This window comes from Microbacterium helvum, from assembly GCF_014779795.1.
GTDB lineage: Bacteria > Actinomycetota > Actinomycetes > Actinomycetales > Microbacteriaceae > Microbacterium > Microbacterium helvum.
On sequence record NZ_JACXZS010000014.1, the window covers coordinates 1 to 25967 of the forward strand.

The 25967-nt window shown below is 70.0% G+C and carries 28 protein-coding genes; 11 read left to right on the forward strand and 17 right to left on the reverse strand.

The genetic code is table 11. From position 1 onward, the window contains the following. A partial coding sequence (locus IF188_RS17705; protein ID WP_191173133.1) for an isocitrate lyase/phosphoenolpyruvate mutase family protein occupies positions 1-381 on the reverse strand: 381 nt, incomplete at its 3' end. A gap of 185 nt (positions 382-566) precedes the next feature. Here IF188_RS17705 and IF188_RS17710 point away from each other — a divergent pair. Next, on the forward strand, positions 567-1109 hold the full coding sequence (locus tag IF188_RS17710; protein WP_318152931.1) for a DUF2599 domain-containing protein: 543 nt from the start codon (positions 567-569) through the stop codon (positions 1107-1109). A gap of 30 nt (positions 1110-1139) precedes the next feature. Further along, entirely contained in the window at positions 1140-1403 is a 264-nt protein-coding gene (locus IF188_RS17715; RefSeq protein WP_191173135.1) for a hypothetical protein, read from the forward strand. A 133-nt stretch (positions 1404-1536) separates the two neighbouring features. Here the strand turns inward: IF188_RS17715 and IF188_RS17720 are convergent, their stop codons facing one another. The 4 genes from IF188_RS17720 to IF188_RS17735 all read right to left on the reverse strand — a co-directional run bounded on the left by IF188_RS17720 (position 1537) and on the right by IF188_RS17735 (position 6604). After that, positions 1537-2466, reverse strand: coding sequence for a carbohydrate ABC transporter permease (locus IF188_RS17720; protein ID WP_191173136.1), 930 nt, complete (start codon positions 2464-2466; stop codon positions 1537-1539). Then, complete coding sequence (locus IF188_RS17725; RefSeq protein WP_191173137.1) at positions 2463-3449, reverse strand: carbohydrate ABC transporter permease; 987 nt, start codon at positions 3447-3449, stop codon at positions 2463-2465. The genes IF188_RS17720 and IF188_RS17725 overlap by 4 nt, the downstream gene beginning before the upstream one ends. A gap of 68 nt (positions 3450-3517) precedes the next feature. Beyond that, entirely contained in the window at positions 3518-4888 is a 1371-nt protein-coding gene (locus IF188_RS17730; RefSeq protein WP_191173138.1) for an ABC transporter substrate-binding protein, read from the reverse strand. Positions 4889-4954: 66 nt separating this feature from the next. After that, a complete protein-coding gene (locus tag IF188_RS17735; protein ID WP_318152932.1) occupies positions 4955-6604 on the reverse strand; it encodes a glycoside hydrolase family 13 protein in 1650 nt (549 codons plus the stop codon). A gap of 134 nt (positions 6605-6738) precedes the next feature. Here IF188_RS17735 and IF188_RS17740 point away from each other — a divergent pair, with 134 nt between their 5' ends. Then, a complete protein-coding gene (locus tag IF188_RS17740) occupies positions 6739-7566 on the forward strand; it encodes a LacI family DNA-binding transcriptional regulator (RefSeq protein WP_191173140.1) in 828 nt (275 codons plus the stop codon). A gap of 29 nt (positions 7567-7595) precedes the next feature. Here the strand turns inward: IF188_RS17740 and IF188_RS17745 are convergent, their stop codons facing one another. Then, entirely contained in the window at positions 7596-10517 is a 2922-nt protein-coding gene (locus tag IF188_RS17745; protein WP_191173141.1) for a glycosyl hydrolase family 28-related protein, read from the reverse strand. A gap of 110 nt (positions 10518-10627) precedes the next feature. Here IF188_RS17745 and IF188_RS17750 point away from each other — a divergent pair, with 110 nt between their 5' ends. After that, on the forward strand, positions 10628-11641 hold the full coding sequence (locus tag IF188_RS17750; protein ID WP_318152933.1) for a LacI family DNA-binding transcriptional regulator: 1014 nt from the start codon (positions 10628-10630) through the stop codon (positions 11639-11641). Between the two features lie 6 nt (positions 11642-11647). Here IF188_RS17750 and IF188_RS17755 read toward each other — a convergent pair whose 3' ends face one another. From IF188_RS17755 to IF188_RS17765, 3 genes are read right to left on the reverse strand one after another with little or no spacing between them, the layout of a single operon-like run. Beyond that, a complete protein-coding gene (locus IF188_RS17755; RefSeq protein WP_191173143.1) occupies positions 11648-11974 on the reverse strand; it encodes a DUF1048 domain-containing protein in 327 nt (108 codons plus the stop codon). A 1-nt stretch (position 11975) separates the two neighbouring features. Beyond that, positions 11976-12332 carry a DUF1048 domain-containing protein gene (locus IF188_RS17760; protein WP_191173144.1) on the reverse strand — a complete coding sequence of 119 codons (357 nt, stop codon included), beginning with the start codon at positions 12330-12332 and terminating at the stop codon, positions 11976-11978. Then, positions 12329-12655, reverse strand: coding sequence for a PadR family transcriptional regulator (locus IF188_RS17765; RefSeq protein ID WP_191173145.1), 327 nt, complete (start codon positions 12653-12655; stop codon positions 12329-12331). The genes IF188_RS17760 and IF188_RS17765 overlap by 4 nt, the downstream gene beginning before the upstream one ends. A 159-nt stretch (positions 12656-12814) precedes the next feature. Between IF188_RS17765 and IF188_RS17770 the strand changes: the two genes are divergently transcribed. Continuing rightward, entirely contained in the window at positions 12815-13933 is a 1119-nt protein-coding gene (locus IF188_RS17770) for a ring-opening amidohydrolase (RefSeq protein WP_191173146.1), read from the forward strand. Positions 13934-14002: 69 nt separating this feature from the next. On the opposite strand, the gene IF188_RS17775 is transcribed toward IF188_RS17770, so the two are convergent. From IF188_RS17775 to IF188_RS17785, 3 genes are read right to left on the reverse strand one after another with little or no spacing between them, the layout of a single operon-like run. Further along, the gene (locus IF188_RS17775; RefSeq protein ID WP_191173147.1) at positions 14003-14689 is read right to left on the reverse strand and encodes a glutamine amidotransferase-related protein; all 687 of its coding nucleotides are present in this window, start codon (positions 14687-14689) and stop codon (positions 14003-14005) included. Positions 14690-14744: 55 nt separating this feature from the next. Further along, the gene (locus tag IF188_RS17780; protein WP_191173148.1) at positions 14745-15914 is read right to left on the reverse strand and encodes a Gfo/Idh/MocA family protein; all 1170 of its coding nucleotides are present in this window, start codon (positions 15912-15914) and stop codon (positions 14745-14747) included. Beyond that, complete coding sequence (locus tag IF188_RS17785; protein WP_191173149.1) at positions 15911-16720, reverse strand: ThuA domain-containing protein; 810 nt, start codon at positions 16718-16720, stop codon at positions 15911-15913. Before IF188_RS17785 ends, IF188_RS17780 begins: the two co-directional genes overlap by 4 nt. Before the next feature lie 358 nt (positions 16721-17078). On the opposite strand from IF188_RS17785, the gene IF188_RS17790 reads away from it, so the two are divergent. Then, positions 17079-17669 carry a hypothetical protein gene (locus IF188_RS17790; protein ID WP_191173150.1) on the forward strand — a complete coding sequence of 197 codons (591 nt, stop codon included), beginning with the start codon at positions 17079-17081 and terminating at the stop codon, positions 17667-17669. Between the two features lie 61 nt (positions 17670-17730). Here the strand turns inward: IF188_RS17790 and IF188_RS17795 are convergent, their stop codons facing one another. Then, on the reverse strand, positions 17731-18489 hold the full coding sequence (locus tag IF188_RS17795; protein WP_191173151.1) for a DUF72 domain-containing protein: 759 nt from the start codon (positions 18487-18489) through the stop codon (positions 17731-17733). Positions 18490-18660: 171 nt separating this feature from the next. On the opposite strand from IF188_RS17795, the gene IF188_RS17800 reads away from it, so the two are divergent. After that, positions 18661-19098, forward strand: a complete 438-nt coding sequence (locus IF188_RS17800) for a flavodoxin family protein (protein WP_224752107.1) — start codon at positions 18661-18663, stop codon at positions 19096-19098. Between the two features lie 59 nt (positions 19099-19157). On the opposite strand, the gene IF188_RS17805 is transcribed toward IF188_RS17800, so the two are convergent. The 3 genes from IF188_RS17805 to IF188_RS20630 are packed head-to-tail and all read right to left on the reverse strand — an operon-like array spanning position 19158 to position 21525. Then, positions 19158-19550: a group I truncated hemoglobin gene (locus tag IF188_RS17805; RefSeq protein WP_191173152.1), complete on the reverse strand. Its 393-nt coding sequence runs from the start codon at positions 19548-19550 to the stop codon at positions 19158-19160. 49 nt (positions 19551-19599) lie between these two features. Next, entirely contained in the window at positions 19600-20307 is a 708-nt protein-coding gene (locus IF188_RS17810) for a DivIVA domain-containing protein (protein WP_191173153.1), read from the reverse strand. Positions 20308-20322: 15 nt separating this feature from the next. Further along, positions 20323-21525 carry a globin domain-containing protein gene (locus IF188_RS20630; RefSeq protein ID WP_191173154.1) on the reverse strand — a complete coding sequence of 401 codons (1203 nt, stop codon included), beginning with the start codon at positions 21523-21525 and terminating at the stop codon, positions 20323-20325. A gap of 148 nt (positions 21526-21673) precedes the next feature. On the opposite strand from IF188_RS20630, the gene IF188_RS17820 reads away from it, so the two are divergent. From IF188_RS17820 to IF188_RS17835, 4 genes are all read left to right on the forward strand, one after another. Further along, on the forward strand, positions 21674-22111 hold the full coding sequence (locus tag IF188_RS17820) for a helix-turn-helix domain-containing protein (RefSeq protein WP_191173155.1): 438 nt from the start codon (positions 21674-21676) through the stop codon (positions 22109-22111). 26 nt (positions 22112-22137) lie between these two features. Beyond that, positions 22138-22602, forward strand: coding sequence for a hypothetical protein (locus IF188_RS17825; protein WP_191173156.1), 465 nt, complete (start codon positions 22138-22140; stop codon positions 22600-22602). A gap of 247 nt (positions 22603-22849) precedes the next feature. Continuing rightward, positions 22850-24595, forward strand: coding sequence for an acyl-CoA dehydrogenase (locus IF188_RS17830; RefSeq protein ID WP_191173157.1), 1746 nt, complete (start codon positions 22850-22852; stop codon positions 24593-24595). Positions 24596-24639: 44 nt separating this feature from the next. Further along, complete coding sequence (locus IF188_RS17835) at positions 24640-25083, forward strand: SRPBCC family protein (RefSeq protein ID WP_191173158.1); 444 nt, start codon at positions 24640-24642, stop codon at positions 25081-25083. Positions 25084-25126: 43 nt separating this feature from the next. Here IF188_RS17835 and IF188_RS17840 read toward each other — a convergent pair whose 3' ends face one another. After that, positions 25127-25939: a phytanoyl-CoA dioxygenase family protein gene (locus IF188_RS17840; RefSeq protein ID WP_191173159.1), complete on the reverse strand. Its 813-nt coding sequence runs from the start codon at positions 25937-25939 to the stop codon at positions 25127-25129. Positions 25940-25967 lie beyond the last annotated feature (28 nt).

Consider the following 25967-nt stretch of genomic DNA (forward strand, 5'->3'; position numbering starts at 1 on the left):
CTCCACGGCGAGCTCGACTACCGCCCGCCCATCGAGGTCGAGGACGCGTACTACGCTGACCTGGAATCCGCCCAGCCGGTGATCGCCGGACAGGGAACCCGATAGGAACGAAACCCAGGGCGATTCATCGAGATCGGCCGACACCGGCACCTCCACGGCCCCGACGATCTCGGCGACGCGCGCGAACATCGTGTCGCGGCTCAGCGCGCCGCCGTCGGGCACTCCGCACGACCACGCGATGCCGGCGCTGGTCGTGGCGATGGCCGGGAAGCCCACCTGCTCGAGGATGCGGGCGGTTCCGGCATCCCACGCGTTGGGGATGACGAAGCCGGCCCCGGCGTGCAGGGCACGCAGCGCCGCGGCGCGGTCGTTGTCGGTCACGTTCCGGATCGTACGCCGCCCCTCCGACAATCGCCCCCGACGCGGCCGTCAGGTCGACTGGTTTTCTGTCTGATCTGGCCCTTTTCTGTTCATGATGCTTGACCAGGCGGGTAACTCGCCCTACCGTGTCTGCCGGGGGTGAAACCAACAAGGCAACGGCGTAACGCGTTGCACAGGAGATGATGGTGAAGTTACTCAACCTCAAGCGATTGATCGGCGCGACCGTGGCTACCGCGATCAGTGCGAGCTTGTTGGCAGTCGCGAGCCCCCAGATCGCATCGGCTGCTGACGATACTGGCAACTCGGCCTCGACCGTAGCAATCGGGGAACCCGCGACCGTGACCGCCGACCAGCTCCCTCCTAGAGACGATCCCCAGGCAGTTGTTGCCTATCTCGCGGAGCTATCCGCGTTGAGGTCGACCGGAGTAACCGGTGCTGCAGCCAATATCTGCATCAACAGCGTCAGTCTCGAGGCTGTGTCGCTGGGGACGATCGTCCACGTGTACAAGAAGTCCTCGGCATCTGAAGTCATTTGCAACCGAGTGGCACAGTCCGTCTACGACAACGAATACAAGCCGCTCGTGGCAAGTCAGTACGAGGGCAACAAGTACCGGGATCAGCTCGTCTGCCACATCGGCTTTGCGTGGGGTAAGACGCCATGGAACCTCGACTCGTGGCGACCGGACGTCGGCTATCCCGCCACCGTCGCAGCCTCCTGCAACCCCTGACACTGACCGTTGCCAAAGGACGGGAGAGCCATGCGATCCACCAAGAAGCTCTGGACATCAGCGATCGTCGCCCTGATCTGTCTCGGGGGGATGGGAATACTCGCGGCCGTGTTCGGGGACCTCGTGGATGTGTCCGATTCCTCGCGCGGTGACCCCCTCGTGGGCGTCTCACTGCTTGTTGTCGGTGCCATACTCGTGGTCCTTGGTGTCGGAGCGCTGATCGTGTTCTTCACTACGGTGGCGGGGAAACGCGACGAAGTTCCACCGAGTCCAGCCAAACCTCCCACTGCCTGACGATGGGCCACGCCCATCGAGACCGGGGATCCGGTCGTCGAGCCAGGGGACTCCGTCCGAAATGCAGGGCCATGCCCTCGGTCTGAGCCCGAAGCCCCGGTCTCGGCAGAAGCACCGGGGCGCCGGCATCCAGTCAGCCCTTGACGGCGCCGCCCATCCCCGCGCCGTTCAGGAACAGCCGCTGGAAGAGGAGGAACAGCACGATCGGGATGACGGTGGCGATCGCGAGGGCGGCGAGGAACACGTCGAGCTCGATGAACTGCTGCAGCTGCGGCAACCGCACCGACAGCGGCTGGAGGTTCGGATCTTTGAGCACGAGCATCGGCCACAGGAAGTCCTTCCACGCGCCGATGACGGCGAACACCGACACCACGCCGATGATCGGCTTCGACATGGGCAGCACGATCGACCAGAACAGCCGGTACGGTCCGGCGCCGTCCATGCGGGCCGCCTCGAACACCTCGCGCGGGAGCGACTCGAAGAACCGCATGACCAGCAGCACGTTGAACGCGTTCGCACCGGCGGGCAGCCACACCGCCAAGAACGTGTTGATGAGGGATTGGCCGAGCAGAGGCGGCTGCACGATCGTGAGGTACAGCGGGACGAGCAGGACGATGCTCGGCACGAACATCGTCGCGAGCACCAGGGCCACGACGATCCGGCCGTAGCGGGGCCGCAGCACCGACAGCGCGTAGCCGGCGGTGGTCGCCACGAGGACCTGCACGAGCCACACGCCCGCGGCGAGGATGACCGTGTTGAGGAAGTACTTGTCGATCTCGACCCGCGTCCACGCCTCGGCGAGGTTCGCCCAGTCGATCCCGTTCGGCCACAGCGCCAGCGGCTGCCGCAGCGTGTCCTGCGTCGGGGTGACCGCCGATTTCGCGAGCCACAGGATCGGGCCGAGACCGACGAGGATCAGCGAGAGGAGCAGGATCGTGTGCGTGAGGCGCGTGGTGATCCGCACCGGTCGGCGTCGCAGATCGGAGACCGAGAGGATGCCGCGGTCGGCGTCCGCCGCCGGACGCGGGCGCCGTGCGGGACGTGCGCGGTCGATGGCGGTCATGTGGTGCTCCAGCTCTTGGTGATGCGGAAGTAGATGGCCGAGAAGACCGCTAGCACGAGGGCGAGCATGATGCTCAGCGCGGTGGCCGCGCCGTAGTCGCCGCCCATGCTGCTCTGGAACGCGTATCTGTAGATGAGCATGAGCACGGTCGTCGTCGAGTTAGCGGGGCCGCCGCCGGTGAGCAGGAATGGTTCGAGGAACACCTGCGCCGTGCCGATGATCTGCAGGATGAACGTCACCAGCAGCACGCCCCGCAGCTGCGGCATGGTGACATGCCACACCTTGCGCCACACCCCGGCGCCGTCGACCTCGGCGGCGTCGTAGAGTTCGGGCGCCACGCCCACCAGCGCCGCCAGATAGATGATCACGGTGCCGCCGGCGGCGGACCACGTGGCGAAGAGCACGATCGAGGGCATCGCCCAGTCCGGGTCCGAGAGCCACGGCACCGGGCCGAGCCCGACCCAGCCGAGCATCGTGTTGAACACGCCGTTCGGCGAGCCGTCGTAGAAGAACTTCCACAGCAGGGCGGCGACCACGGGCGGGACGACGACGGGCAGGTACGCGAGGGCGCTGAACAGCCCGCGCGCACGCCGCACCTCACTCAGGAGCACGGCCACGAACAGGGGGATCGGGTACCCCAGCAGCAGGGCGAGCACCGCGAAGTACAGCGTGTTGAGCACGGCCGTGCCCAGCAGCGGGTCCTGTAGCACGGTGGCGAAGTTGTCGAGCCCGACCCACTTCGGCGGCGCGACGAGATTCGTCTGCTGGAAGGCCATGACGGCGGCATCCACGATCGGTCGCCAGGAGAACAGCACGAAGCTGAACAGCAGCGGGATCAGGAACACCAGGATGTGGGGTCCGTCTCCGCGGAACCAGGCCATCGGCGCCGGCCGACGACGTGCTGCGCGCTTCTCGGCGAACTCGACTGTCGGAGCCGTCTCGGGTGCGGGCGGCCGCGCCGTGGTGGGGGTGATCTGTGTCATCGGGTTTCCGTTGCTCGGGGGCGTGGGTCCCCGGGGGCGCGCTCGGGTCGCGCCCCCGGGTCCACGGGTTACTTCGCCTTCGCGTACAGCGACTCGGCCTGCACCTGTGCGTCGGCCAGCAGCTGGTCGATGTCGGCGTTCTGGTCGGTCAGCACCGATTGCACGACCGCGTCGAGGAGCGCGTACACGTCCTGCGTCGCGGTGCGGGGCTCGGCGATGAGCGGCTGGTCGCCGCTGTTGTCGGTGTACGGCGCCATCTGGTCGAGCGGGACGTTCACGTACGGCGCGATCCACGACTGGTACTCGGCGAACTGGTCGGCGTTGAAGATCGGCAGTTCGGGTGCGCCCACGGGCTGATCGAGGGATGCCGCCAGCTTCGCAGTCTCGACGGCCACGTCCTCGTCGGTGATCTTGGCGAGGTAGTAGAAGTCGATCCACTTCACCGCGGCCGCCTGTGCCGCATCGTCGGCCTTGGGGCTCACGGCCGCGAGGGTGCCGCCGCCGAGAACGCCCGGGTCATCACCCTGCAGGGGCAGCACGGTGATGCCGTAATCGTCGGGGTTGAGGGCGTTCTGTGTGACGAGGTTGCCGTAGTTGCCGCCGCCCGAGACGTACATGCCGATCCGGCCCGAGGCGAAGTCCTGATTGATGGTGCCCCAGTCGTACAGGAAGTTCGCACCCATCGAGTTGTCGTACCAGCGCAGCTCGTGCAGGTACTGCAGCACCTCGGCCACGGCGGGGTCGGAGTCGATGGTCGGCTCGCTCGAGTCGGCGTTCTCGGTGCGCCCGCCGAAAGCGTTGACGAGCGTCGTGAGGATCCAGCCGCCGGTGTTGCTCGACGTCATCGTCGCGTAGCCCGCCTCGCCGGTGGCATCGGTGATCTTCTTCGCAGTCTCACGGACGCCGTCCCACGTGGTGGGCGGGTCGTCCGGGTCGAGCCCGGCGGCCTCGAACAGCGACCGGTTGTAGTGGAGCGCCTGCCCGTAGGCCGCGATGGGCACGGCCCACTGGCTGCCGTCCTCGGCCTGACCCGCTTGCGCGACGTTCGGGTTGAAGTCGGCGGCGTACGGGAGCTCGGCGACCAGATCGCTGATATCGGCGATCTGCTTGCCGGCGATGAGCCCCCGACCGTCGGTGAACGGGATCGTGAACACGTCGGGGAGGGTGCCGCCCGCGAGGTCGGCCGTGAAGGTGGTTGCCGTCCAGGTGTACTCCTGCGCCTTGACCGCGATGTCGGGGTTGGCCTTCTCGAACGCCTCGACGCGGGCGTCGAAGTTCGCGCGTGCCTCCTTCTCCAACCCCGCGTCGATGGCGACCGTGATGGTCGTCTTTCCGTCGGAGGAGTCGGAGCCGGAGCCGCTCGCGCAGCCGGCGAGCAGGGCGCCTGCCGTGACGAGGGCGAGTCCGGCGAACGTGCCTCGGGTGAGGGATGACCTCATTGTCTGGTCCTTTCGTGCTGTGTCAATTGTCAGCGCCAGGGCGGGCGCTCTCCGCGTGCGCGCGGCTCAGACGACGAGCCATGCGGTGGAGTCTGTGGGCAGCGCGCCGTCGTCGACGGGCGCGCTGGAGAGGAGCACCTCGCGGTGCGGGGGAAGGGCGATGGGTGCACCGAGATTCGTGATCGACACGAGGTGCGTGCCCCGGCGGAACGCGATGACGCCGGGGCCGTGATCCAACCACTCCAGTCCATCTGTGTGGAAGCCAGGCGTTCGCCGCCGGATCGCGAGGGCATTGCGGTAAAGCGAGAGCATCGATCCCGGGTCGGCCAACTGTGCCTCGACCGTGAGCGCGCCCCAACCGGCGGGCTGAGGCATCCAGGTCTCGGCTCCCGGCGCCGTGCCGAATCCGTACGGCGCGGCCGCGCCCGACCACGGCAGCGGCACCCGGCACCCGTCGCGTCCCGGATCGACCCCGCCGGAACGGAAGTGCATCGGGTCCTGCAGAACATGAGGCGGCAGCTCCACCTCGGGCAGACCGAGCTCGTCGCCCTGATAGATGTAGAGCGCGCCGGGCAGGGCGGCCGTGAGCAGAGCCGCGGCACGGGCGCGGCGGGTTCCGAGCGCGAGGTCGGTCGGGGTGCCGAAGCGCTTCCGGTCGAACGCGAAACCGGAGTCTGTGCGGCCGTAGCGGGTCACCGGACGGGTGACGTCGTGGTTCGACAGCACCCATGTCGCTGGTGCGCCGACGGGGGCATGTTCCCGCAGGGTGCGCTCGATGGATCCGCGCAGCTGCGACCCATCCCACGGGCGCGTCATGAAGTCGAAGTTGAAGGCGCTGTGCATCTCATCGGGCCGCAGGTACGCCGCGAAGCGCTGCGGGTCGTCGAGCCAGACCTCGCCGACGAGCACGCGGGGCTCGTCGTACGAGTCGGCGATGGCGCGCCAGGACCGGTAGATGTCGTGGAGGTCGTCGCGGTCCATGTGGGGGTGCTCCCCGGGGGCGGCCTGCACCGGAAGGGGCGGAAGGGCGGCATCCTTCACGAGGAACGCGGCGGAGTCGATCCGGATGCCGGCGACGCCGCGATCGAACCAGAACCGCAGCACGTCCTCGTGCTCGCGGCGGACGTCAGCGGCGTCCCAGTTGAGGTCCGGCTGCTCAGGGCTGAAGAGGTGCAGGTACCACTCGCCGGGTGCGCCATCGGCATCGATGGTGCGGGTCCAGGTGTCACCGCCGAAGCTCGAGACCCAGTCCGTGGGCTGCTGCTCGCCGTGCTCGCCGCGACCAGGCCGGAACCAGAACCGCTCACGCTCCGGGGATCCCGGCGATGCGGCGAGCGCCTGCTGGAACCATGCATGCTGATCCGAGACGTGGTTGGGGACGATGTCGACGATCGTGCGGATCCCGACCTCACGCGCCTCATGGATCAGAGCCTCCGCGTCGGCGAGGCTGCCGAAGGCGGGATCGATCGTGCGGTAGTCGGCCACGTCATAGCCGCCGTCCGCGAGGGGTGAGGCGTACCAGGGCGTGAACCACAGCGCGTCGACGCCGAGGTCTCGCAGGTATCCGAGCCGGCTGCGCACGCCGGCGAGGTCCCCCGTGCCGTCGCCGTCGCCGTCGGCGAAACTGCGGGGATAGATCTGGTAGATCACCGCGTCACGCCACCACGGAGCAGTGAGGACGAGGCGTCCGCCCTCACCTCCGTCGGCTCGCGCCACGGGTGTCTCTTGCAGATCTTGGGGACCCATTCGTCAGTGACCTCTCTGTCGGATGCGCTAGGTTTAGCGGTATATCTCGATGAGACAGTAGATGTCCGTCGGGGTGATGTCAACTCGCACCGAAGGAGGATCGGATGACCGATCCGCGACCGAGCATCGGCCTCATGTTCCCCGACGCGCAGCCCGAGTCACTCGCGCCGTGGGGGCACGACGGCGAGTACCTGGCGGCGCTCGACGGAGAAGCGCGGCGCCGCGGCATGCGGCTCGTGCTGTGCGGCACACGCCGCGCCGCCGACATCCCGCAGATCGCCGACGACCTCGATGGCGTCGTGCTCATGGGGTACCACGACGACGACCTCGAGACGCTCCCACGACTGACCGCGCCCGCGGTCGCGGTCGACGGCTACAGCGATCGGGACGACCTGATGATCGTGCGCTCGGACGACCACGACGGAGGGCGCCGTGCGGGCGCGCTGCTCACGTCGCGCGGGCACCGCGAGCTCGTGCTCGTCGGGCCGGACGCGCACGACAGCGGAGCGATGCGCGCCCGCGCGGCGGGCTTCGAACGCGCGGCCATGGACGGCGGCGCGCGCTCGATCCACCGCCAGGTGACGGCCGGCACGACCCTGCGGGAAGGCACGATGATCGGCAGGATGCTGCGAACCCGCTTCCCCGCCGCCACCGCCGTCTTCGCCACGACAGACACCCTCGCGGCGGGCATCGTCGAGGGGCTCGCACAGTCGGGCGCGCGCGTTCCGGAAGACCTCTCGATCGTCGGCTACGACAACCTGGCGCTGGCCGCACTCGTGACCCCGAAGCTCTCGACGGTGGCGCAGAACGTCGCCCGCAAGGCGCGCCTGACGGTCGACCTGCTCCTCGAGCCGGATCGGCGCACCGGTCCGCTCGTCACCGAGGTGGTGGTGCTCGAACGCGCGACGGTCGGACCGCCGGCATCGCGCTGACGAGAGCGCGATGCCGGCGGCATCCCGGATCAGCCGCCGCAGGCGACCCCGTCGAGCGTGAAGCCGGCCGGGGTGACCAGGCGCGGCCCGTTCACGGTGCCCGACACGACGAGGGTGCGACTGCCGCCCGGCCGCAGTTCGCTCACCTGCGGGTGGACCTCGACACGCGTGCCGGTCTGCACGACCTCCGCACCGGCGACGCTGAGCACGGCCTCACCGCTCGCGGCGTGCCACGCGAGCGAAGACACCGGCAGCACGACGGCGCCCGTGTTGCGCAGCGTCACCGTGGCGACGAACGCGCCGCTCGGGCTCGGGGTCGTCTTGACCGTGACGGCGCACGCCGCCGTCACCGCCGCGAGCAGTCCCGTGTTGCCGCCCTCGTCGATGAACGTGCCCCACAGGTGGTTGCGCCCGTCCGCCGGCTCGGTGACGCCCGAGACGACGACGTCGCGGAAGCGATGGTCGCCGCCGACGCGCGCCGCGACCGCGTACGAGCCCGTGCCCTCGATCGTCACGTCGCTGACGCGCAGGTCGTTGACCCAGTGGCTTCCGCTCACGAGGAGGCCTTCGTACGACGAGTCGACGATGCGGGTGTCCGAGATCACGACGGGTGTGGTGATGTGGCTGGTGTCGGCGAACACCCAGATGCCGCCGAACGACGTGCTCCAGTTCGGCTCCCACCCGCCGCTGCGGAAGATGTCGTTGCCCGACACGACCGTGGTGCCCGAGAACGGCACCGGATTGAACCGCGTGCTGACTGCGATGCCTGCCGGAGCAGTCAGGGTGTCGGCGATCACCGAGTCGGTCACACGGTTCGAGTCGCCGCCGTAGATCGCCGCACCGTTGCCGAGCAGCGGGCTCTGCACCGTCGCGTGGGTGAACACGGCGCGGGTCACCGCACCTCCCGACGACCACATCGCCATGGCGTCGTCCCCGGTGTTGCGCACGCTCGCGTGCGCAACGACCGCGTCGGTCACACCGCCGTGGAGGTGGATGCCGTCGGCGTAGGTATCGCGCACGCGCAGCCCGACCGCGAGGAGGCCGTCCGTGCCGGCATCCACCCACACCCCGGTCTTGGTGTGTGCGATCCAGACGTCCTGAACGAGCGACCCCTGCCCGAAGTCGCCCTCGAGCCCGGAATCGGAACGGGCATCGTCGCGATGGTCGGCGTCACCGTCGATCATGAGATCGGCGACCGTGACACCCGACCCCATCGCGTACAGGCCTCCCCTGCCTTCGCGCCCCTGCAGGACGGAGTACCAGGGTCCCGCACCGCGCACCGAGACGCCGACCAGGCGTACGCGGTCGGTGATGGTGAACCGGCCCTGCGGGATCCACACGCCCGTCGGCTGCTCCTGCGCGGCGGCCACGGCCGCGACGATCGCCGCGGTGTCGTCGGTGCCGTCGTCGGCGGTCGCGCCGAAGTCGCGCACGTCGAGGTATCCGTCTGGCTTCGGCAGCGCCACCGGAGCCGGTCCGGTCTCGATGAGGTCGACCGTGTAGGGCAGATCACCCGACTCGTTCACGAGCCGCAGCTTCGTGCCCGCCGGCACCTGCGGGAACGTGATCCGGCCGTCGTCGAAGTACCGCTGAGGCCCGCCCTGCGAGGGATCGTTGCCGTAGGGATACGCACCGTACACCCAGGAGTGCCGGCTGGTGACGGGCAGGTTGGCGATCTTCTTCGATCCCGCGTACACGGCGAGCATGCCGTCCTGGCCGGTTCCCTCGGCAGTGTCGGGGATCGACACACGGGCTTCGAGCGCACCTGCCGCGGCCGTCAGCGTCCAGGCCACCTCGTCACGCGCGCCGGCGAGGGTGACCGCCTGACGGCCGGATGCCTCTGCCGCCAGGTCGTGGAACGTCCGGCTCTCGGTCAGGATGACCCCGTCCGTGCGTCCGTGCTCGGCCTCGTAGACGGTGGTGCCCAGGTGCGCTCCTCGGCCGGCGGCATCCGTCCCGCGCTCGAGCCGCAGTGCGTCGACCACGACCCCGCCGTCCAGGGCGTCGCCCACGCGGCGGAGTTCGACCGTGCCGAGTCCCTCCCGCAGCGGAGTAGCAAAGGCTATGTCACGCCACGCCGACGAGGGCGGCAGCTCGAGCACACCGCGCGGCATCCCGTCGGTGCCGACGACGAGCCGCACCGACTCCGTCGCGGTGCTGCGGTAGCGCAGCGACACCGCCTGGGCCCGCGAGTCGGCCGCGAACGTCGTGACGACGAGCCGGGCACGCTCGGCAGAGAGGTCGACGCCCGACGGGCCCGCCTGCGTCACCACGGCACCGTTGGCCCGGAACGCATCCTCTGCCTCGGCCACCACTCCGCCGCGTGCGGGTGCGGCCGTCGGGAGCACCGTCGTGACGGCATCCCACCGCGTGTCGGGGCCCGTCCCCGGGATGTCGCCGGGGTCGGTGGCGCCGCCGCCCGGTGTCGACAGGTCGCCGACCGCGGTCAGGGCGATGGCGTCGAGGTTGACGTTGCCGGTGTCCTCGGCGTCGAACCGGAAGGCGATCCGCTGCGGCCCGGCGTCGAGCGTCACCGCCTCCTGGTGGATGAACCACTGACTCCACGATGCGCCGATCGCGGACGGCAGCACGATCTGACGATCCTCGTCGCCGATGACCTGCGAGAGGGTCATGTCGGAGCCCAGGCCGTTGGCGTACCGGAGGTTGAGTCCGTACTCGCCGGGGGCCGGCACGTCGACGTCGAACGTCACCGCGGCGGTGCCCGTGTGGTCGATCACGAAGCCGTCGACGAACCCGGATCCCGAGTAGCCGAGGTGATTCTGGTTGACACCGGCGCCGCCGGCGAGCGCGGCATCCTCGGCTTCATAGACGAGTGGCTCGGCGGCGTAGGCGGCCGGAACGCACGTGGCGCCGACCGCGATCACGACGGCGACGGCCGCGCATGCCGCGGCGATGCGGCCGCGGCGCCGACCAGGCAGGGGAATGGTCATATGTCTCCTTCGACAGTGTGCTCCCGCGATGATTTAGCGGTAAACTCGAGAGACGCTATTGCACACTGAGAGGGCCGTCAAGGGGCCATAGGATGTGCCCGGAGGATCAGGTGACCGTCAAACTCAGCGACATCGCGGCCGAAGCGGGCGTCAGCGTCATGACCGTTTCGAATGTGATGAACGGCAAGCGCGCACGGGTCGGGGCGGCGACGATCGACCGCGTGCGCGAGATCGCCGATCGCATGGGGTACGTCCCCAACATCCCGGCGCGCAGCCTCGCGGCATCCCGTTCTCACATCGTCGCGATGTTCGTCCCTGTCGGCGAGAACAACAGCCTGCTCGTGAGCCCGCACACGGTCGCCGTCATCGGCGGCGTCGAGCAGCAGCTGCGGCACCGCGGGTACCACGTGCTGCTACGCGGCATCGAGCACGAAGGCGACGTGGCGGAGGCGATCCGGGGCTGGTCGCTCGACGGCGCGATCCTCGTGGAGTTCACCGATGCCGAGATCGACCGCATCGCCGCGGACGGCGTCCCGCTCGTCGCGATCGACAGCTACTCGACGAACCCGCGGACGGTCGGCGTGCGCACCGACGACTACCGGGGCGGGCGCCTCGCGGCCGAGCATCTCCTCGCGGCGGGGCATCGGCGGCTGCTGTTCGCCGGTCCCCCGCACGAGGCGACCGGCGTCGTCGCCCAGCGGTGGGACGGCTTCCGCACCGCGTGCGCAGAAGCCGGGATCGCCGGTGAAGACATCGCGGTAGAAGAGGTGCTGACCTCGTTCGAGGACGGCAGAGAGCTGGGACTGCATCTGCGGGCCCGGCATCCCGACGTCACGGCCGTGTTCGCGACAGCCGATGTCCTCGCGGTCGGCCTGATGGCGGGGCTGCACGAATCCGGCGCTGCTGTGCCGGCCGACCTCTCGCTCGTCGGCTTCGACGACCTCGACATCAGCGCCTACACGACGCCCGGCCTGACGACGATCGCTCAGGACATGCCCGCGAAGGTCGCCGAGGCATCCCGCATCATCCTCGAGGAGATCGAGGGCGGCGAGGGTCCACGCGCCCCCGTCTCACTCGGCGTCGCGCTCGTGGAGCGCGGCTCGGTCGCCGCGCCCCGCGAGTGATCGACGCTAGCCGCCGCTGGAGTCCGCGCCGCTGCCGAGCGACGCGCGATACCGGTCGGCATAGGTCGGCGTGTCTGTGATCAGCTCGTCGGCGAAGGCCGCGACGTCGTCGCCGATGAGCGCGCGGACGCCCTTGCCGTCGGCCGCGCCCTGCTCGAAGAAGTCGACTATTCCCGACAGCAGCGTGCCGTCGTCGATGCCCACCGGCCCGACCTTGAAGTAGTACTTCTGGATCTCGTCGTAGACGATGCGATAGTCCGGCGGCAGCGCCTTCACGCGGGCGACATGCGCCCGCCACTGCTTCTTGCCGTCGACGATGTCTCGGATGCCCATGTCACTCTCCCAGCTGCGCGAGCTTGCGCGCCACGTTGCGGTTCAGCTGCCGGCGCCACTTGTCGCGGAAGTCGCCGGAACCCTCTTCACCGGCGAGCGCGGAGGCGAAGGCCGCGACGTCGCCGCCGAGCACGTCCTGGACGCTCAGCCCTTCGGCGGCGGATTCTTCGAGCAGCCCGAGCGCGCCGTCCATGATGGGCGTGAGGTTGCGCCCGGCGAAGTCGCCGTAGGGCATCATCCGCGTGGTGAGCTCGCGCCAGGCTGCACGGTAGTCGTCCGGCAGCGCCTGGGCGCGGGCGTCGAACTCCTTCCACTCGCGGGTCAGGTCGCTTCCGGTGATGGTCTCCCAGAAGTTCATCGTGCACCTTCCTTCAGTGTGTCGATGCGTGCGGACACGTACTCCCATTTCGCCCAGAACCGCGCGAGCTCGTCCCGGCCCGCGTCGTTGAGCGCATAGAACTTGCGGGGTGGACCGACCCCCGACGGGCGCTTGGTCACCTGCACCAGGCCGTTCCGCTCGAGCCGCAGGAGGATCGTGTAGACGGTTCCCTCGATGACATCGGCGAACCCGAGCTCGTTCAGCTGCCGCGTGATGGCGTAGCCGTAGGTCTCTTCGCTGCCGATGATCTGCAGCACGCATCCCTCGAGCGTGCCCTTGAGCATCTCGGTCAGGTCTTCCATCCGATCCCCATCCCCTCAGTACTCGGTATCACCGAGTACCACTATACGGTATCACCGAGTAGTGGGCCCGGCAAGCTCGGAAGAGTGGATGCCGGCGGCCCCGGCCTCGGGCGGGCCCCAGGTGCGATGATCGGGGGATCGAGACGAGAGGGGACGACGATGCCTCCTTCACCGGCCACCGCTGTGGACGCCTTCCGCGTGGTGACACGCACGACCGGCGACGTCTCGGGCCTCGCCTCCCTCGTCGCGGACGGGCGCCTGCACGCCGACGACGTGGTCGCGGTGACCGGCAAGATCGAGGGCTGGGAGCCGGGCGATACGACCCGCGCCGAGTCCGACCGGGCGATGCGGCGCTTTCTGCTGGAGCACGGCACGCGCACCGCCGCGCAGGTCGAACAGGTGCCGATGGCGTTCAGCGCGGGCGTGGGCACGATCCTCACGCCCCACCTCGTCGTGTATACGCGCACGCTCGCCGAGCCTGCGGCCGACGGCGCGCCGCGGCTCGCGATCGGCACCGCGCGGTCCGAGGTCATCCGCCCCGAGTGGGTGGGGACCCCGCGCGTGGTCGAGCTCAACGCGGACGCCGTCCGCGCGGCTGCGGCCGACGCCTGCCTGCGCCCCGAAGACGTCGAGTTCGTCGTCGGCAAGTCGTACTACCCGACGCCGGACGAGATGGCGGCGGCGCGGGCCGCGGGGCTCGCCGCGCCCGACGTCGACGACGAGACGATGTTCCGGCTCGGCTGCGGAAGCGCGGCGCTCGGCGTGGGCGTCGCCGCGGAGGGGATGCGGATGCCGCACGCCGATGAGATCGGACGCCCCGGCACCCTGTGGTCGGGGCGGGCCGCGATGTCGGTCAACCCATGGGAGGGCACCGGCGGTCCCGGTCCGCAGTCGCAGCTCACGGCGCTCGGGAACCTGGCCGGTGCCGGCGGTCGTCTGCGCGTCGGTCACGCGGTGTTCGACGACGTGCTCGACGTCGCTGCTGTCCCCCGCGCGCTCGCCCGCGCCGGCGTCGAGGTCGGGCCCGGGCCACTGACGCCCGAGCTGTCGTCGCGCATCGTCGCCGCGTACATCAAGTTCGACTGGCCGCTCAGCGGCGTCCTCCGCGGCCGCCCGCAGGTCGTCGCCGATCCCGCCTATCGCCGTACCTTCCGCAGCGTCGTCGCCGGCGCGTTCGCCGCAGCACTGCAGGACACCTTGATCTGGGTCTCGGCCGGCGCCGTCCAGCAGGGCCCGCCCGGAGGCGGCACCCTCGCGCTGGTCGTCGACGTGAGCTGAGCCCCCGAGCGGTCACCCCGCTCGGTGAGCGAGCGAGGCCCGAGCGAGACGAAACGTCGCACCCCGCCCTCAGCCGGTCGCCAGGGCCGCCGCGCTGAAGGCCCGGATCAGCGGGTGGATCGGGGCTCCCGCACGCGCACCGATGTGCGGTTGGAACATGCTCGTCACGAAGAATGTCTCGCTCGGGAACTCCAGGACTTCCGCTCCGGCGTCCGCGGCGCGTGCCCCGACCACGACGCCCGCGGACTGAAGGACCGCGATCGCTGCCGCAGTAGGGGCGTAGTTGCAGAAGTGCATCCCGCTGAACGGCTCGGAGCACCACGTACTGAACTGGGTTCCTGCGATGGGGACGACGGTGCGCACCTCCCCGTAGAGGGAGCACGCCAACGACGCCACTGCGTTGTCGTCTGCCTCGCCATCGGACTCGGCATGTGTCGCAGTGACACCGAGGACCTCGCGGAGGTACGAGACGACGGCATACTGCATGCCCCCGCACGTGCCGAGAAACGGGATCTCTTCCTCACGCACGATGCGGAGCGCGTCATAGACAGCATCGTCCGACTGGTACGGCGATCCGGGGGTGAGCCACACCCCGTCGAAATCAGTGACATCGAACGACGAATCGGTCGGCACCCACAACGCTCGCACCCCCAACTCGTCACGAAGCTGCGGCACGAGCGCGTTGAGCTCGCGATGGCTTGTGTGGCCTCGGTCATCACCGAGGAGCGCAATCGTGGGCAAGGGAGCAGAGTGCATGCTCGATGCTAGCCGTCGAGCCCGTCCCGGCCACCGGACGCCGGCTCGGACTGCACTATCCGGTCCTCGACGACAGCGCGTCGCGCACCGAACCCCACCCCGCCATCACGTCGCGGACCTCCAGGTCGCGTTCGGCGTCGAGCGCGGCCGCCAGCGACGCCTCGAGGATCTCGTCGATCGTCACCCGGCGCCCCTCGCGAGCGCTGAGCATCGCGGCCTCGACCATCGCAAGGCTCAGGATGTTCTCGTGCACACGCCCCATCGGCTCGACTCCGGTGCGCAAGGCCGCGGTGAACTCTCGCAGAGATCCCGCGATCCCGTCCCCCGGCGCCGGCGAGACCGGCGCCCCCGAACCCGCCGCAGCGGTGACCGCCGCCTCGCCGACCGGACGGTCGGCCCCGTCGCTGACGGCATCCACGATCGGGGCGTCGTCGCCGTCCCACAGCACGGTGCCGCCCTCGGCCGAGAGCCGCCAGGCGCCGTTCCATGAGGTCTCGGCGCCGGGGCTGCACCAGCTTCCGGCGAAGACGAACCGCGCGCCGCCCTCGAACGCGAACGCGGCAGTGGCCGCGGCGTCGCCGGCGTACCAGCTCCACGCAGGGTTGTACTCGTCGCACAGCACCGACACCGGGTCGGCATCGAGCAGGAACCGCGCCATGTCGAACTGGTGGATCGCCATGTCGAGCAGCAGCGGACTCGCCATCTCGTCGCGGAAGCCGCCGAAGCGCGGCGCCTTGAAGAAGTCGACCGACAGGATGCCGGCACGCCCGAGCCGCCGCGCGGCCGCGCGTGCGGCGTAGAGGTGGTCGTTGTAGCGGCGCGACTGGCTGACCATGAACAGCCGGCCGGTCAGCGTCGCGGCCGCAGCCAGCGACAGCGCCTCGGCGACCGTCGCCGCGGCAGGCTTCTCGCCGAGCACCGGGAGGCCCGCGCGCAGCGCAGCGAGCGTCACCGGGTGGTGTGCTGCGGGAACGGTGACGTCGACGATGGCGTGAGCGCCGGTGCGTCGGGCGAGCTCGACGCCGTCGGTTCCGGTCGGCAACCCGGCCAGGCCGATCTCGCGCGCCGCGTCCTCCGCCACGTGAACGGCGAGGTCCGCGATGCCGGCGAGCTCGATCGCGTCATCGGCGACGATGGTGTGCAGCCAGGCGCGTCCCATGGGACCGGCCCCGACGACGACGACCCTCACGCGTTCGACGTCGTCGGGCAGGAGGGCGAACGTCATGCGTCGGCCGCCTCGGCGGCGGCGCGTGCCTCGGCGATCTCGGGGGCCGCGTGCGCATAATCCGCACCCTGGAAGAACTCGCCCCTCTCGTAGCGCATCAGCGTCGGCAGCCCGCGCTCGGCCCGATCCCTGTGCGCCCACCGCACGCCGTTCGCGATCACGCGCCGGACGTCGCGGTGGTGGTAGACGGGGTACTCCTGGTCGCCGGGGCTGAAGTAGAAGATGCGACCGTGCCCGCGCCGGAACGTGCAGCCCGAGCGGAACACCTCTCCCCCGCTGAACGAGCTGACGAACACGAGCTCGTCGGGCGCGGGGATGTCGAAGAACTCGCCGTACATCTCCTGCTCGGGGATGTCGATCGGATGCGGCACGCCCTGCGCGATCGGATGCGTGGGGTCGACCGTCCACACCAGCTCGCGATCCCGGTCGGACCGCCACCGCAGCGTGCAGCTCGTGCCCATGAGCTTCACGAAGATCTTCGACCAGTGCCCCGAATGCAGCACGATGAGCCCCATGCCCGAGAGCACGTGCCGGTGCACGCGCTCGACGACCTCGTCGCTCACCTCGCCGTGGGCCGCGTGCCCCCACCACGTCAGCACGTCGGTCTCGGCCAGCACCTCCTCGGTGAGCCCGTGCTCGGGCTCGTCGAGCGTCGCCGTGCGCACGACGGCGCCGTCGCCGAGATTCTCACGGATGCCGTCGGCGATCGTGGTGTGCATGCCGTCCGGGTAGATCCGGGCGACGCTCTCGTCGTGCTGCTCGTGGCGGTTCTCGCCCCACACGGTGACTCTGATGGGTCTGGTCATGCGCCGATTCTTCCGCGCTGCTCCGGCGTCATGCGTGAGGCGCGGCGCTATTTCGCGGGCGCGCCGACAAATGGATGCCGGCGGCCTCGGCCGCCGGCATCTCCGGCTGCTTCTACCTGAGGGAACGACTGCTGAACGCGCCAGAACCGAGTGCAGACGAAGCTTCCCTCGCCGCGTCTTCTGCGCTACGTTCAGATCGGGATCTGACCCACAAAAGCGCCAACAACCTGGGGATAGTGTGCATTGGGCGATGGGGGACGCGGATGAGACCCCGCCACCGGGCACCGTCGATGTAACCCGGTGGCTGTGGAAGAGGAGGATGACAACAGCCCACGCCCGACTCGCGATAGTCGGCGTAATGATCGGTGTGGTCGGCGCGGTCGCAACCGTCTGGGCAGCATACGCAGTTGGACTGTACATGCCAGGGCGCATCTTCCGCGGCTGGATCGCAACCGTGGATTACGCCAACGCCCTGTTCATGATCCTTTGGGCATCGACGTTGATCGGCTTCGGCGCCAACGACGGTCGGCGCTATCACATCCGTTTCGGATCACGAATCCGCAGAACGAGCTACTCGGATGCTGTCGTCATCGCCTTGTTTGCAGCGACAGGCGCACTCTGGGGCGAACTGGTTCTGCGACCCGTCATGAACGGACGGGCCATCGACCCGGCGTACCTCCGTCACGTCCCGGCGGGAATGTCAGTCGACGCGTTGGCTTCAGGCGTCACCGTGGTGATTGTCACGTACTACGCAGCGCTGGGCCTTGTCTTCGCCGTCAACCTCCTCGGCATGAGGTTCAACCCCGTCGACCTTGATTACTACACGACGATCACGCGCCGCCCCATCCGGTTCGGTCGCCCGTCAGAACGCCCCACCACCTCAGAAGGTAAGGAACACTCATTAACAGAACCCGAAAGACAGCAACCATGGTCGTGTGCGCATTGGTAGCCGGGAGCTTCACTGAATCGGCCTGACTTCGCGGGCGCGCCGACAAATGGATGCCGGCGGCCTACCCGGTCACCAGCTCGCGCAGCCGCAGGGCATCGCGCACCGCGGCCCCACCGCCGTCGTTGTTGACATAGCAGAGCACTGCGAGACCCTCCGCACGCCATCCGTCGATGCGCTGCGCCCACCACGCGAGGGCCGCGTCGTCGTAGCTGCCGACGTAGAGTCGCTCCGGATCGGGACCGTGGAAGCGCACGTACACGAAGTCGGTCGTCGCCCTCGGCTGCAGCGGCATGTGCGCTCCGCTCATCACGCAGTAGGCGGCATCCCGATCCTGCAGCAGCGCGAAGACGTCATCGGCCACCCATGAGGCGTGCCGCAGCTCGACGGCGACGCGGCACCCGTCCGGCATGGCGTCCAGCGCGGCCGCCAGCCGCTCGTCATCGCGCTCCAGATCGGGTGGCAGCTGCAGCAGCAGCGGACCGCGCGCGTCGCCGAGGCCCGCACTCCCCTCGGACAGACGCCCCGACCATGCCTGGGCCGAGGCGAGCTTGCGCGCGTGGGTGAGTCCGCGCGGCGCCTTCACCGCCATCAGGAACCCCGCAGGCACCCGGCTCGCCCACGACTCGAAGGACGACCGCCGCGGCCAGTGGTAGAAGCTCGAGTTCAACTCGACGGTGTCGAACGACTGAGCGAAGACCTCCAGCCGGCGCGAGCCCGTGCCCCGCGGGTACAGCACGTCCCGCCAGTGGTCGTAGCTCCAGCCAGAAGTGCCGATCCGCACGTCTCCCGGGGCCAGTCGTAGGTTCGCGACGCCGTCCATCTGCCCCACCTTCCGCCCGCGGACGTCGGTTCGGCGAGGGGGTTGACGAATGGATGCCGCCGACCGAGCACACCGGTCTGTCAACCCCCTGCGGTCCGATGGCACTCCGCCTAGCGTCGTTCCCCTGAGACGAAGGAGGACTTCGACGTGCGCCCGGGAGTGAAGGCCGACATGGGGTCCGGCGACGCCTGGCCCGGCATCCGCCGCCGCATCCTCGCGGCCGACATCCTCGTGTTCGGCACGCCCACGTGGATGGGCCACATGTCGAGCGTCGCTCAGCGCGTCCTGGAGCGCCTCGACGCCGAGCTCTCCGAGACCGACGAACAGGGGCGTCCGATCCTGGCCGGAAAGGTCGCCGCGACCTGCGTCGTGGGCAACGAGGACGGCGCCCACAAGATCACCGCCGACCTGTATCAGGCGCTCACCGACGTCGGCTTCTCGATCGCGTCGCAGGCGGGCACGTACTGGAACGGCGAGGCCATGCACACCGTCGACTACAAGGACCTCGACGGCACACCCGACGAGGTGGCGAGCGCCACGGCGACGCTGGCGCGCAACACCGCGCACCTGGCCGCGCTGCTGTCAGAGCGCCCGTATCCGGCCCCGTGAAAGACAGATGGATGCCGGCGGCCCAGGCCGCCGGCATCCATCGTTTCTTCTGTCAGGCGTTACGCGGTCTGCTCGACGGCGACCTCGTTCGTGATGACCGGACGCAGCGGCAGCAGCGCACCGGCGACCTGGTTGATCGCGTCGGCGTCGACGCCCGCTTCCGCGAGCGCTGAGGCGGCGTGGCCGATGACGCGGTCGAAGTCCTCGCCCGAGATGCCGCGACCGGCGTGCGCGACGCCGAGGTCCTTGCCCTTGTAGCCGTCAGGGCCGCCCGCGGCGGCCGCGAGGAACAGCGCCATGTGACGCTTCTGGTCGACCATGCGGGTCTCGGTGAAGTACGGCGCGAGGGTCTCGTCGCCCAGGATGCGCGTGTACAGCCCGTCGACGACGGCGGCGATGCCGGCGCCCTCGCCGAGTCGCTGATACAGGGTCGCTTCGGTGGTGTCGGTCATGTGCGTGCTCCGATCGTGAAGGTGGGGGATGGATGCGTACAGAGAAGGATCAGTGGTCGGTGTCGCCGGTGCGCTGCCGGCCGTCGGCAGCGGGGGCGGCATCGGCGGACGGCGCCGGGGGTGCGGCAGGAGCGGGAGTCGCGCCGAGGCGTCCGAGCTCGCGCTCGATCGACTCGAGCAGCGAGTGCACCTGGGCCGTCGCCATCCGGGCGAACTGTCGTGCGCGGACCACGTCGTCGGGCGAGGCGGGGCCCGCGGCGGCGAGGTCGTCCGTCGCGAACGCGAAGGCCGGCGACCGGTCCGCCGCCCACGGCTGCGCCGCGGGGGCCGGGGCCAGGGCAGGGGCACCGACTGCCGGGGCGGCGGCCGATGCCGCGGCGACCTGGCCCGGGTGCGCGGCCGCCTGCTTCTCGATCGCGTGCGCGGCCTGCTGCGCCCGCTCGACGATCTCGCGGTATTGCTTGCGGGCGGTCTCGATGAGGTCCTTCGCATAGGCCTCGGCTTCGGCGACGGCGTCGTCGGCGATGCGCTGTGCGCTGCTGAGCAGCAGCACCGCACGGCTCGAGATCTCGCCCTCGTCGGCGCTGACGCCGTTCGCGGTGAGGGCGTCGTTGTCGCGCCACGCGAGTTCGAGGGCGTCGGCAGCCGCCGCGAGGAGCGTCTGCACCTCGTCGCGCGAGTACCCGTGGCGCTCTTCTGCGAACGAAGCGCTGCGCAGCAGTTCGGGAGTGATGGATGCGGATTGAGTCGCGGTCATATTCGTCTCTGCCCTCTACTGGACTGCCGTCCGACGCCCGGCCGGGACGAGTTCCGGGGGGTTCGCCTGAGCGCCGGACGCGCTGGGTTGCTGGGTGAACGGATCTTCGTACTTCTCGCTGCGGATGAGGTGCTCGTCGATGCCGGCCCCGCGCAGCACGGCGATCGAGTGATCGACCATGCGAGGCGAACCGCAGATCATCGCGAGGCGGTCCTCCCACGGCCCGTCGGCGGCGGCGAGATCGCCGATCAGGCCGCGATGGCCCGGGAAAGACGGGTCGTCCGACACCGCGTACGTCACCGTCAGCCACGAGGCGTCGGCGAAGCGCTCGAGCTCGGGCTTGGCGTAGAACCCCCAGGGATGCCGCACGCCGTGGTACAGCGCGACGCGCGGTCCGCTGCCGCGGGAGGCGTGGCGCGCGGCCACCTGATCGAGGATGGCGAGGAGCGGCGCGAGGCCGGTCCCGCCTGCGACGAGCAGGAGGTCGGGCCACTCGCTGTCGAAGGGAAGGGTGAGGAGCTCGCCGATGGGCGGCCCGAGCCGCACCCGGTCGCCGGCCTGCACGTCCCGCAGCAGCGCACCGCTGACCTGACCGCCGGCGACGAGCTGCACGTGGAAGGTGATCGAGCCGTCGGCGCGAGGCGCGTGCGTCGGCGAGTAGTAGCGCCACTGACGCGGCCGCTGCGGGATCTCGAGCGCGATGGACTGACCGGCCTGGTAACGGTAGCGGTCGTCGGGACGCACGGTGATCGTGCCGACGTCCATGCCGCGGCGCTCGGTCGACACGACCTCGCCCGACCACGTCGCCGGCTGCGACTCGACGGCCTCGGCCGCGGTGATCATGGTGGTGGCGATGAGCCCGTAGGCCTCTGCCCAGTCCGCGGCGAGCTCGGGCGTCCAGGCATCGCCGAGGAAGTGCTTGAGGGTCGCGAGCAGCGAACCGCCCACGGCCGGGTAGTGCCCCGCGACGGTGCCGAACTTCCGGTGGTCGCGCCCGAGGTCCTCGATGTAGGGGACGACCTCGCCGACGCGGTCGACGTTGCTGACCATGTGGCCGAGCGCCTTCACGAGGCGGTCGCGCTGGGCGGCCATCGCGACGGGGAACAGATCGCGCGTCTCGGGGTGGGCCAGGAACAGGTGGGCGTAGAAGTACCCGGGAACCGCGTCCCCGTGAGCCGCCACCTGTGCCCAGGTCCGCTTGAGCGCGTCCGCATCCACCTGATTCGTATCCCATCCGTCGGCGAGTCGGTAGGGGCGACGCTAGTACGTTCCAGTTGCATCTGCAAAGCCTTCAGATACAACTGGAAGGGCATATCATGGATGCCGCAAGCGCCCGCGTCCGGCGCGTCGCAGGCTGGGGGGCCTCATGACCGTGCTCTTGACGAACGGAACCGTCTTCGTCGACGACGATCTGCGTGCGCAGGCGGCGGATCTCGTTGCGCGGGCACATGAGCAGGGTGCGCACCGCCTCGCGCTGGTGCGCGACGGCGACGCCGAGGCGGCGCTCTCGCCCGACCTCAGCGAGCTGCTGATCCAGGTGCTGACCGGGCTCGCGCGGGGACCGGTGTCGGTCAGCGCTCTGCCCGAAGAACTCACCACGACTGTCGCCGCCGAACTCATCGGCGTCTCGCGGCCGACCCTTATGAAGATGGTGCGCGACGGCGTGCTCCCTGCTCATCAGGTCGGCAGCCACACGCGGCTGCGCACCGAGGACGTCTTGGCGCTGCGCAAGACCCGCGCGCGAGAACGGCGCGAGGCGTTCGAAGCCTTGCTGCGATTGGATGAGCAGTTCGGAGCCGACTGACAGGCTGGCGCGCGTAGTCTGGCTGTGTGCCGCATCCCCCCGTGCCGCAACGCTTCTTCGTCGACGCCGACGTGCTTGCCAGGCCCACCCCGTTCTGCTGGCTGGCGATGCTGCGCGACGAGACCGACGGCGCCTTCCGGCTGCACTCCTCGGACGACGCGCTGACCGCGGCGACCGCGGAGTGGCGGATGCGTCATCCGGATGCCGGTGGCGCTGCGCTCCGGCGCGAAGAACTGCTGCGCACCGTGCTCGACGACGTGACGAACGAGGGCGAGCCGGCCGCAGCGCCGACGCCCGACGAGTTTCTGTGCCTCGTCGACGACGACGACGCCAAGAGCGTGCGCGCCCTGACCGGTCGACGCCAGCACGACATCGAACGGCGCCTGGCCGCAGGCATCCCCTCCACTCCCCTCGCCGACGCACTCGTCGACGCCGGATGCCCCGCCTTCGCCGACCGCGTCGCCGCGCACGTGCGCGCCCTCGCGCACTGACCGCCCCTTCCGGGCGCCGGGCCCTGCCGAGCGTCCGCGCTCGCGCCCGCGCCGAGCTTTCGCGCTGCCGAGACCCGGGATCCTGGTCGGCGATCCAGGGGATTTCGCCCGAGACCGGGGGCGCTGCCCTTTGCCTCGGCCCAAACCGCCTGCCTCGGCGACGCCGCCGGCGAACTCAGGCAACTGACACTCAGTCTCGCGTACACTGAACCCCAGTTCCACGAATCTGACACGTCAGGAGTCCGTCATGGCTGACGCAAGCTCGTACACCGCCCCCGTCGACGACTACACCTTCCTCTTCGGCGAGGCGTTCGGCCTCGACCTGGTCGCCCGCGCGACCGGCGGCGAGCTGACGACCGAGGACGCCGGCGACATCATGGCCGGAGCCGGCGAGTTCGCGGCATCCGTCCTCGCCCCGCTCGAGACGGTCGGCGACCGGGTCGGCGCCCGATTCCAGAACGGCGAGGTGATCCTGCCCGAGGGGTTCGCCGAGGCGTTCCAGGCGTTCGTCGACGCCGGCTGGGTCACCGCCAGCGCACCCGTCTCGGCCGGCGGCGACGGCCTGCCCGGCGCGGTCCTGGCAGGACTCGGCGAGATCTGGAACGGCTCCAACGCGGCACTCGCGCTCTGCTGGCTGCTCACGGTCGGGCAGATCCACGCGCTCGATGCCGTGGCGTCCGACGAGATCCGCGAGACCTACCTCACCCGGCTCGTCTCCGGCGAGTGGACCGGCACCATGAACCTCACCGAGCCGGACGCCGGCACGGACCTCGGCGCGATCCGCACGACGGCCACGCAGCGCGAGGACGGCAGCTGGGGCATCCGCGGGCAGAAGATCTTCATCACGTGGGGCGACCACGACGCCGCCGAGAACATCGTGCACCTCGTGCTCGCGCGCACGCCCGGCGCCCCCGAGGGCGCGCGGGGCCTGTCGCTGTTCGTCGCGCCCAAGTTCCTCGTGAACGACGACGGCAGCCTCGGCGAGCGCAATGCCGTGACGACGGTGTCGATCGAGCACAAGCTCGGCATCCACGGCTCACCGACGTGCGTGCTGGCGTACGAGGACGCCACCGGCTATCTCGTCGGCGAACTCGGCGGGGGCCTCGCCGGCATGTTCGTGATGATGAACTCGGCGCGCGCCGGCATGGGCTTCCAGGCCACCGGCATCGCCGACCGTGCGTACCAGCAGGCGGCGGCCTACGCCGCCGACCGGGTGCAGGGCCGCGTGCTCGGACGCGACGGCCGGGCGCCGATCGCCGAGCACCCCGATGTGCGCCGCCTGCTGCTGTCGATGTCGAGCAAGATCTTCGCGATGCGCGCCCTCGGCGTCTACACGGCCGACCTGCTCGACAGAGCTGATCAGAAGCGGGGGGCGGAGAGCGACCCGTCACTCGCCGCCCTGGCAGAGTTCTTCGTGCCGATCCTCAAGGGGTGGACCACCGAGGACGCCGTGCAGACCACGAGCGAGGGCATCCAGGTCTACGGCGGCATGGGCTTCATCGAAGAGACCGGCGCCGCCCAGCACTACCGCGACATCCGCATCACGCCCATCTACGAGGGCACGACCGCGATCCAGTCGAACGACCTCGTCGGCCGCAAGCTGATCCGCGACGCCGGGGCGACCGCCGAGCAGCTGTTCACGCAGATCGACGCGACCGTCGCCGCTCTGCGCGCCTCTTCCGAGCCTGTGGCCGCGCGCACCGCGGACCGTCTCGAGCGGGCGGTCGCGGCATCCCGTCGCGCCACCGCCGACCTGCTCGGCTTCGCCGCCTCGCCCCGCGACGCGTACGCCGTCAGCGTGCCGTACCTGCTGCTGCTCGGCACGCTCGCGGGCGGCTGGATGCACGGACTCGCGGTCGCCGCGGTGGGTGCGCACGCGACGGAAGAGCCGATGGATGCCTCCCGCCTGACGTCGGCGGACTTCTACGGCGCGCACCACCTGTCGCGCGTGCACGCGCTGGCCGAGACCGTGGCGGCGGGCGAGATCGCCTGACGCGCACCTGCACCGTGTCGGCGACGGCCGGTACTGTGTGGCCCATGGTCGAACAGTCGCCGCCCGAGGTCGAGATCCTGCACAGGTTCCGCGCGCCGAGGGTCGCCGTCTGGAATGCCTGGACCGACCCTGAGGTCGTCGCCCGCTGGTGGGGGTCGGACCCGGACGGCGTCGTGACCGCGGCGACCCTCGACGTCAGGGTCGGCGGCCGCTTCGTCGTCTCGTTCCAGGACTCCACCGGTGAGACCCACACGTCGGAGGGCGTGTATCTACACGTGAAGCAGCCCGCCGAGCTGGGCTTCACATGGTCGTGGGTGAGCGAACCCGGCAACACCTCGCGCGTCAACGTGGAGCTCACCGCCGACGGCGGCGACACCGAGATGCGCTTCGTGCACAGCGAGCTGCGCGGCGCCTCAGCGCACGATTACGCCGCCGGCTGGCGTCGCACCTTCGCGAAGCTCGACCGCGCGCTGGCGGCCGGACGCTGACGCTGACTCGTGACCGTCCCGGGTCGGGACGGCCCGGGACGCCTCAGTGCGGGGCCGCCGGCATCCATCCGTCTCCGCACGCGCCGCCGTCGGCGGTCTCGGCGATCGCGACCTCGGTGCCGTCGAGACGGAGGAGCGGGTTGTAGAACTTCGAGATCTCGGTGCTGTCGACCGGGACATAGTGGAAGATGAGCGACCGGCGGAAGCGGTCCTGCGACCGGTTGGGCCCCGAACCGTGGACCATGCTGCCGTGGAAGAACAGCACGTCGCCCGCCGCGAGCTCGGTCTGCTGCGTCGAGAATCCGTCGGGCAGGGTGATCTCGGTGCTCGTGAACGACTCCTCGGGGTCGGCCTCGTCAGGGCACACGATCTCGTAGCGGTGCGACCCCGGCACGACCTTGAGGCCGCCGTTCTCGGCATCGCAGTCGTCGATGGCGACCCACGCCGCGATGCAGGTCTCGGGGTGGGCCTGCAAGAAGATGTTGTCCTGGTGCAGTGCCTGGCCGCGCGCGGTCGGCGGCTTGAAGTAGAACATCGACTGCGCGGCATGCACCGGTCCGACCATGTCGATGACAGGCCCGACGATGCGCGGGTCGAGCATCCAGCGGCGCGCGAGCCGTCCGATCGCGAGGTCGCTGCGGCGGTGCGGATGCACGAAGCGCGGGTAGCGGGCGAGCACGTCATCGTCGGGGATGCTGTCGTCATGACCGATGCTGCGGTCGCGGTCGACCTGCTCCATGAAGACATCGCGGATCTCGGCGACTTCGGCGGGGCTCAGGAGGGCCCGCAGCTGCACGACGCCGTGCTGCTCGTAGTCGGCCGCGAGACCGGGCTCGGAAGTGGTGATGATGGACATGGCGCCCACTCTGGTCTGTCGCTGCGGC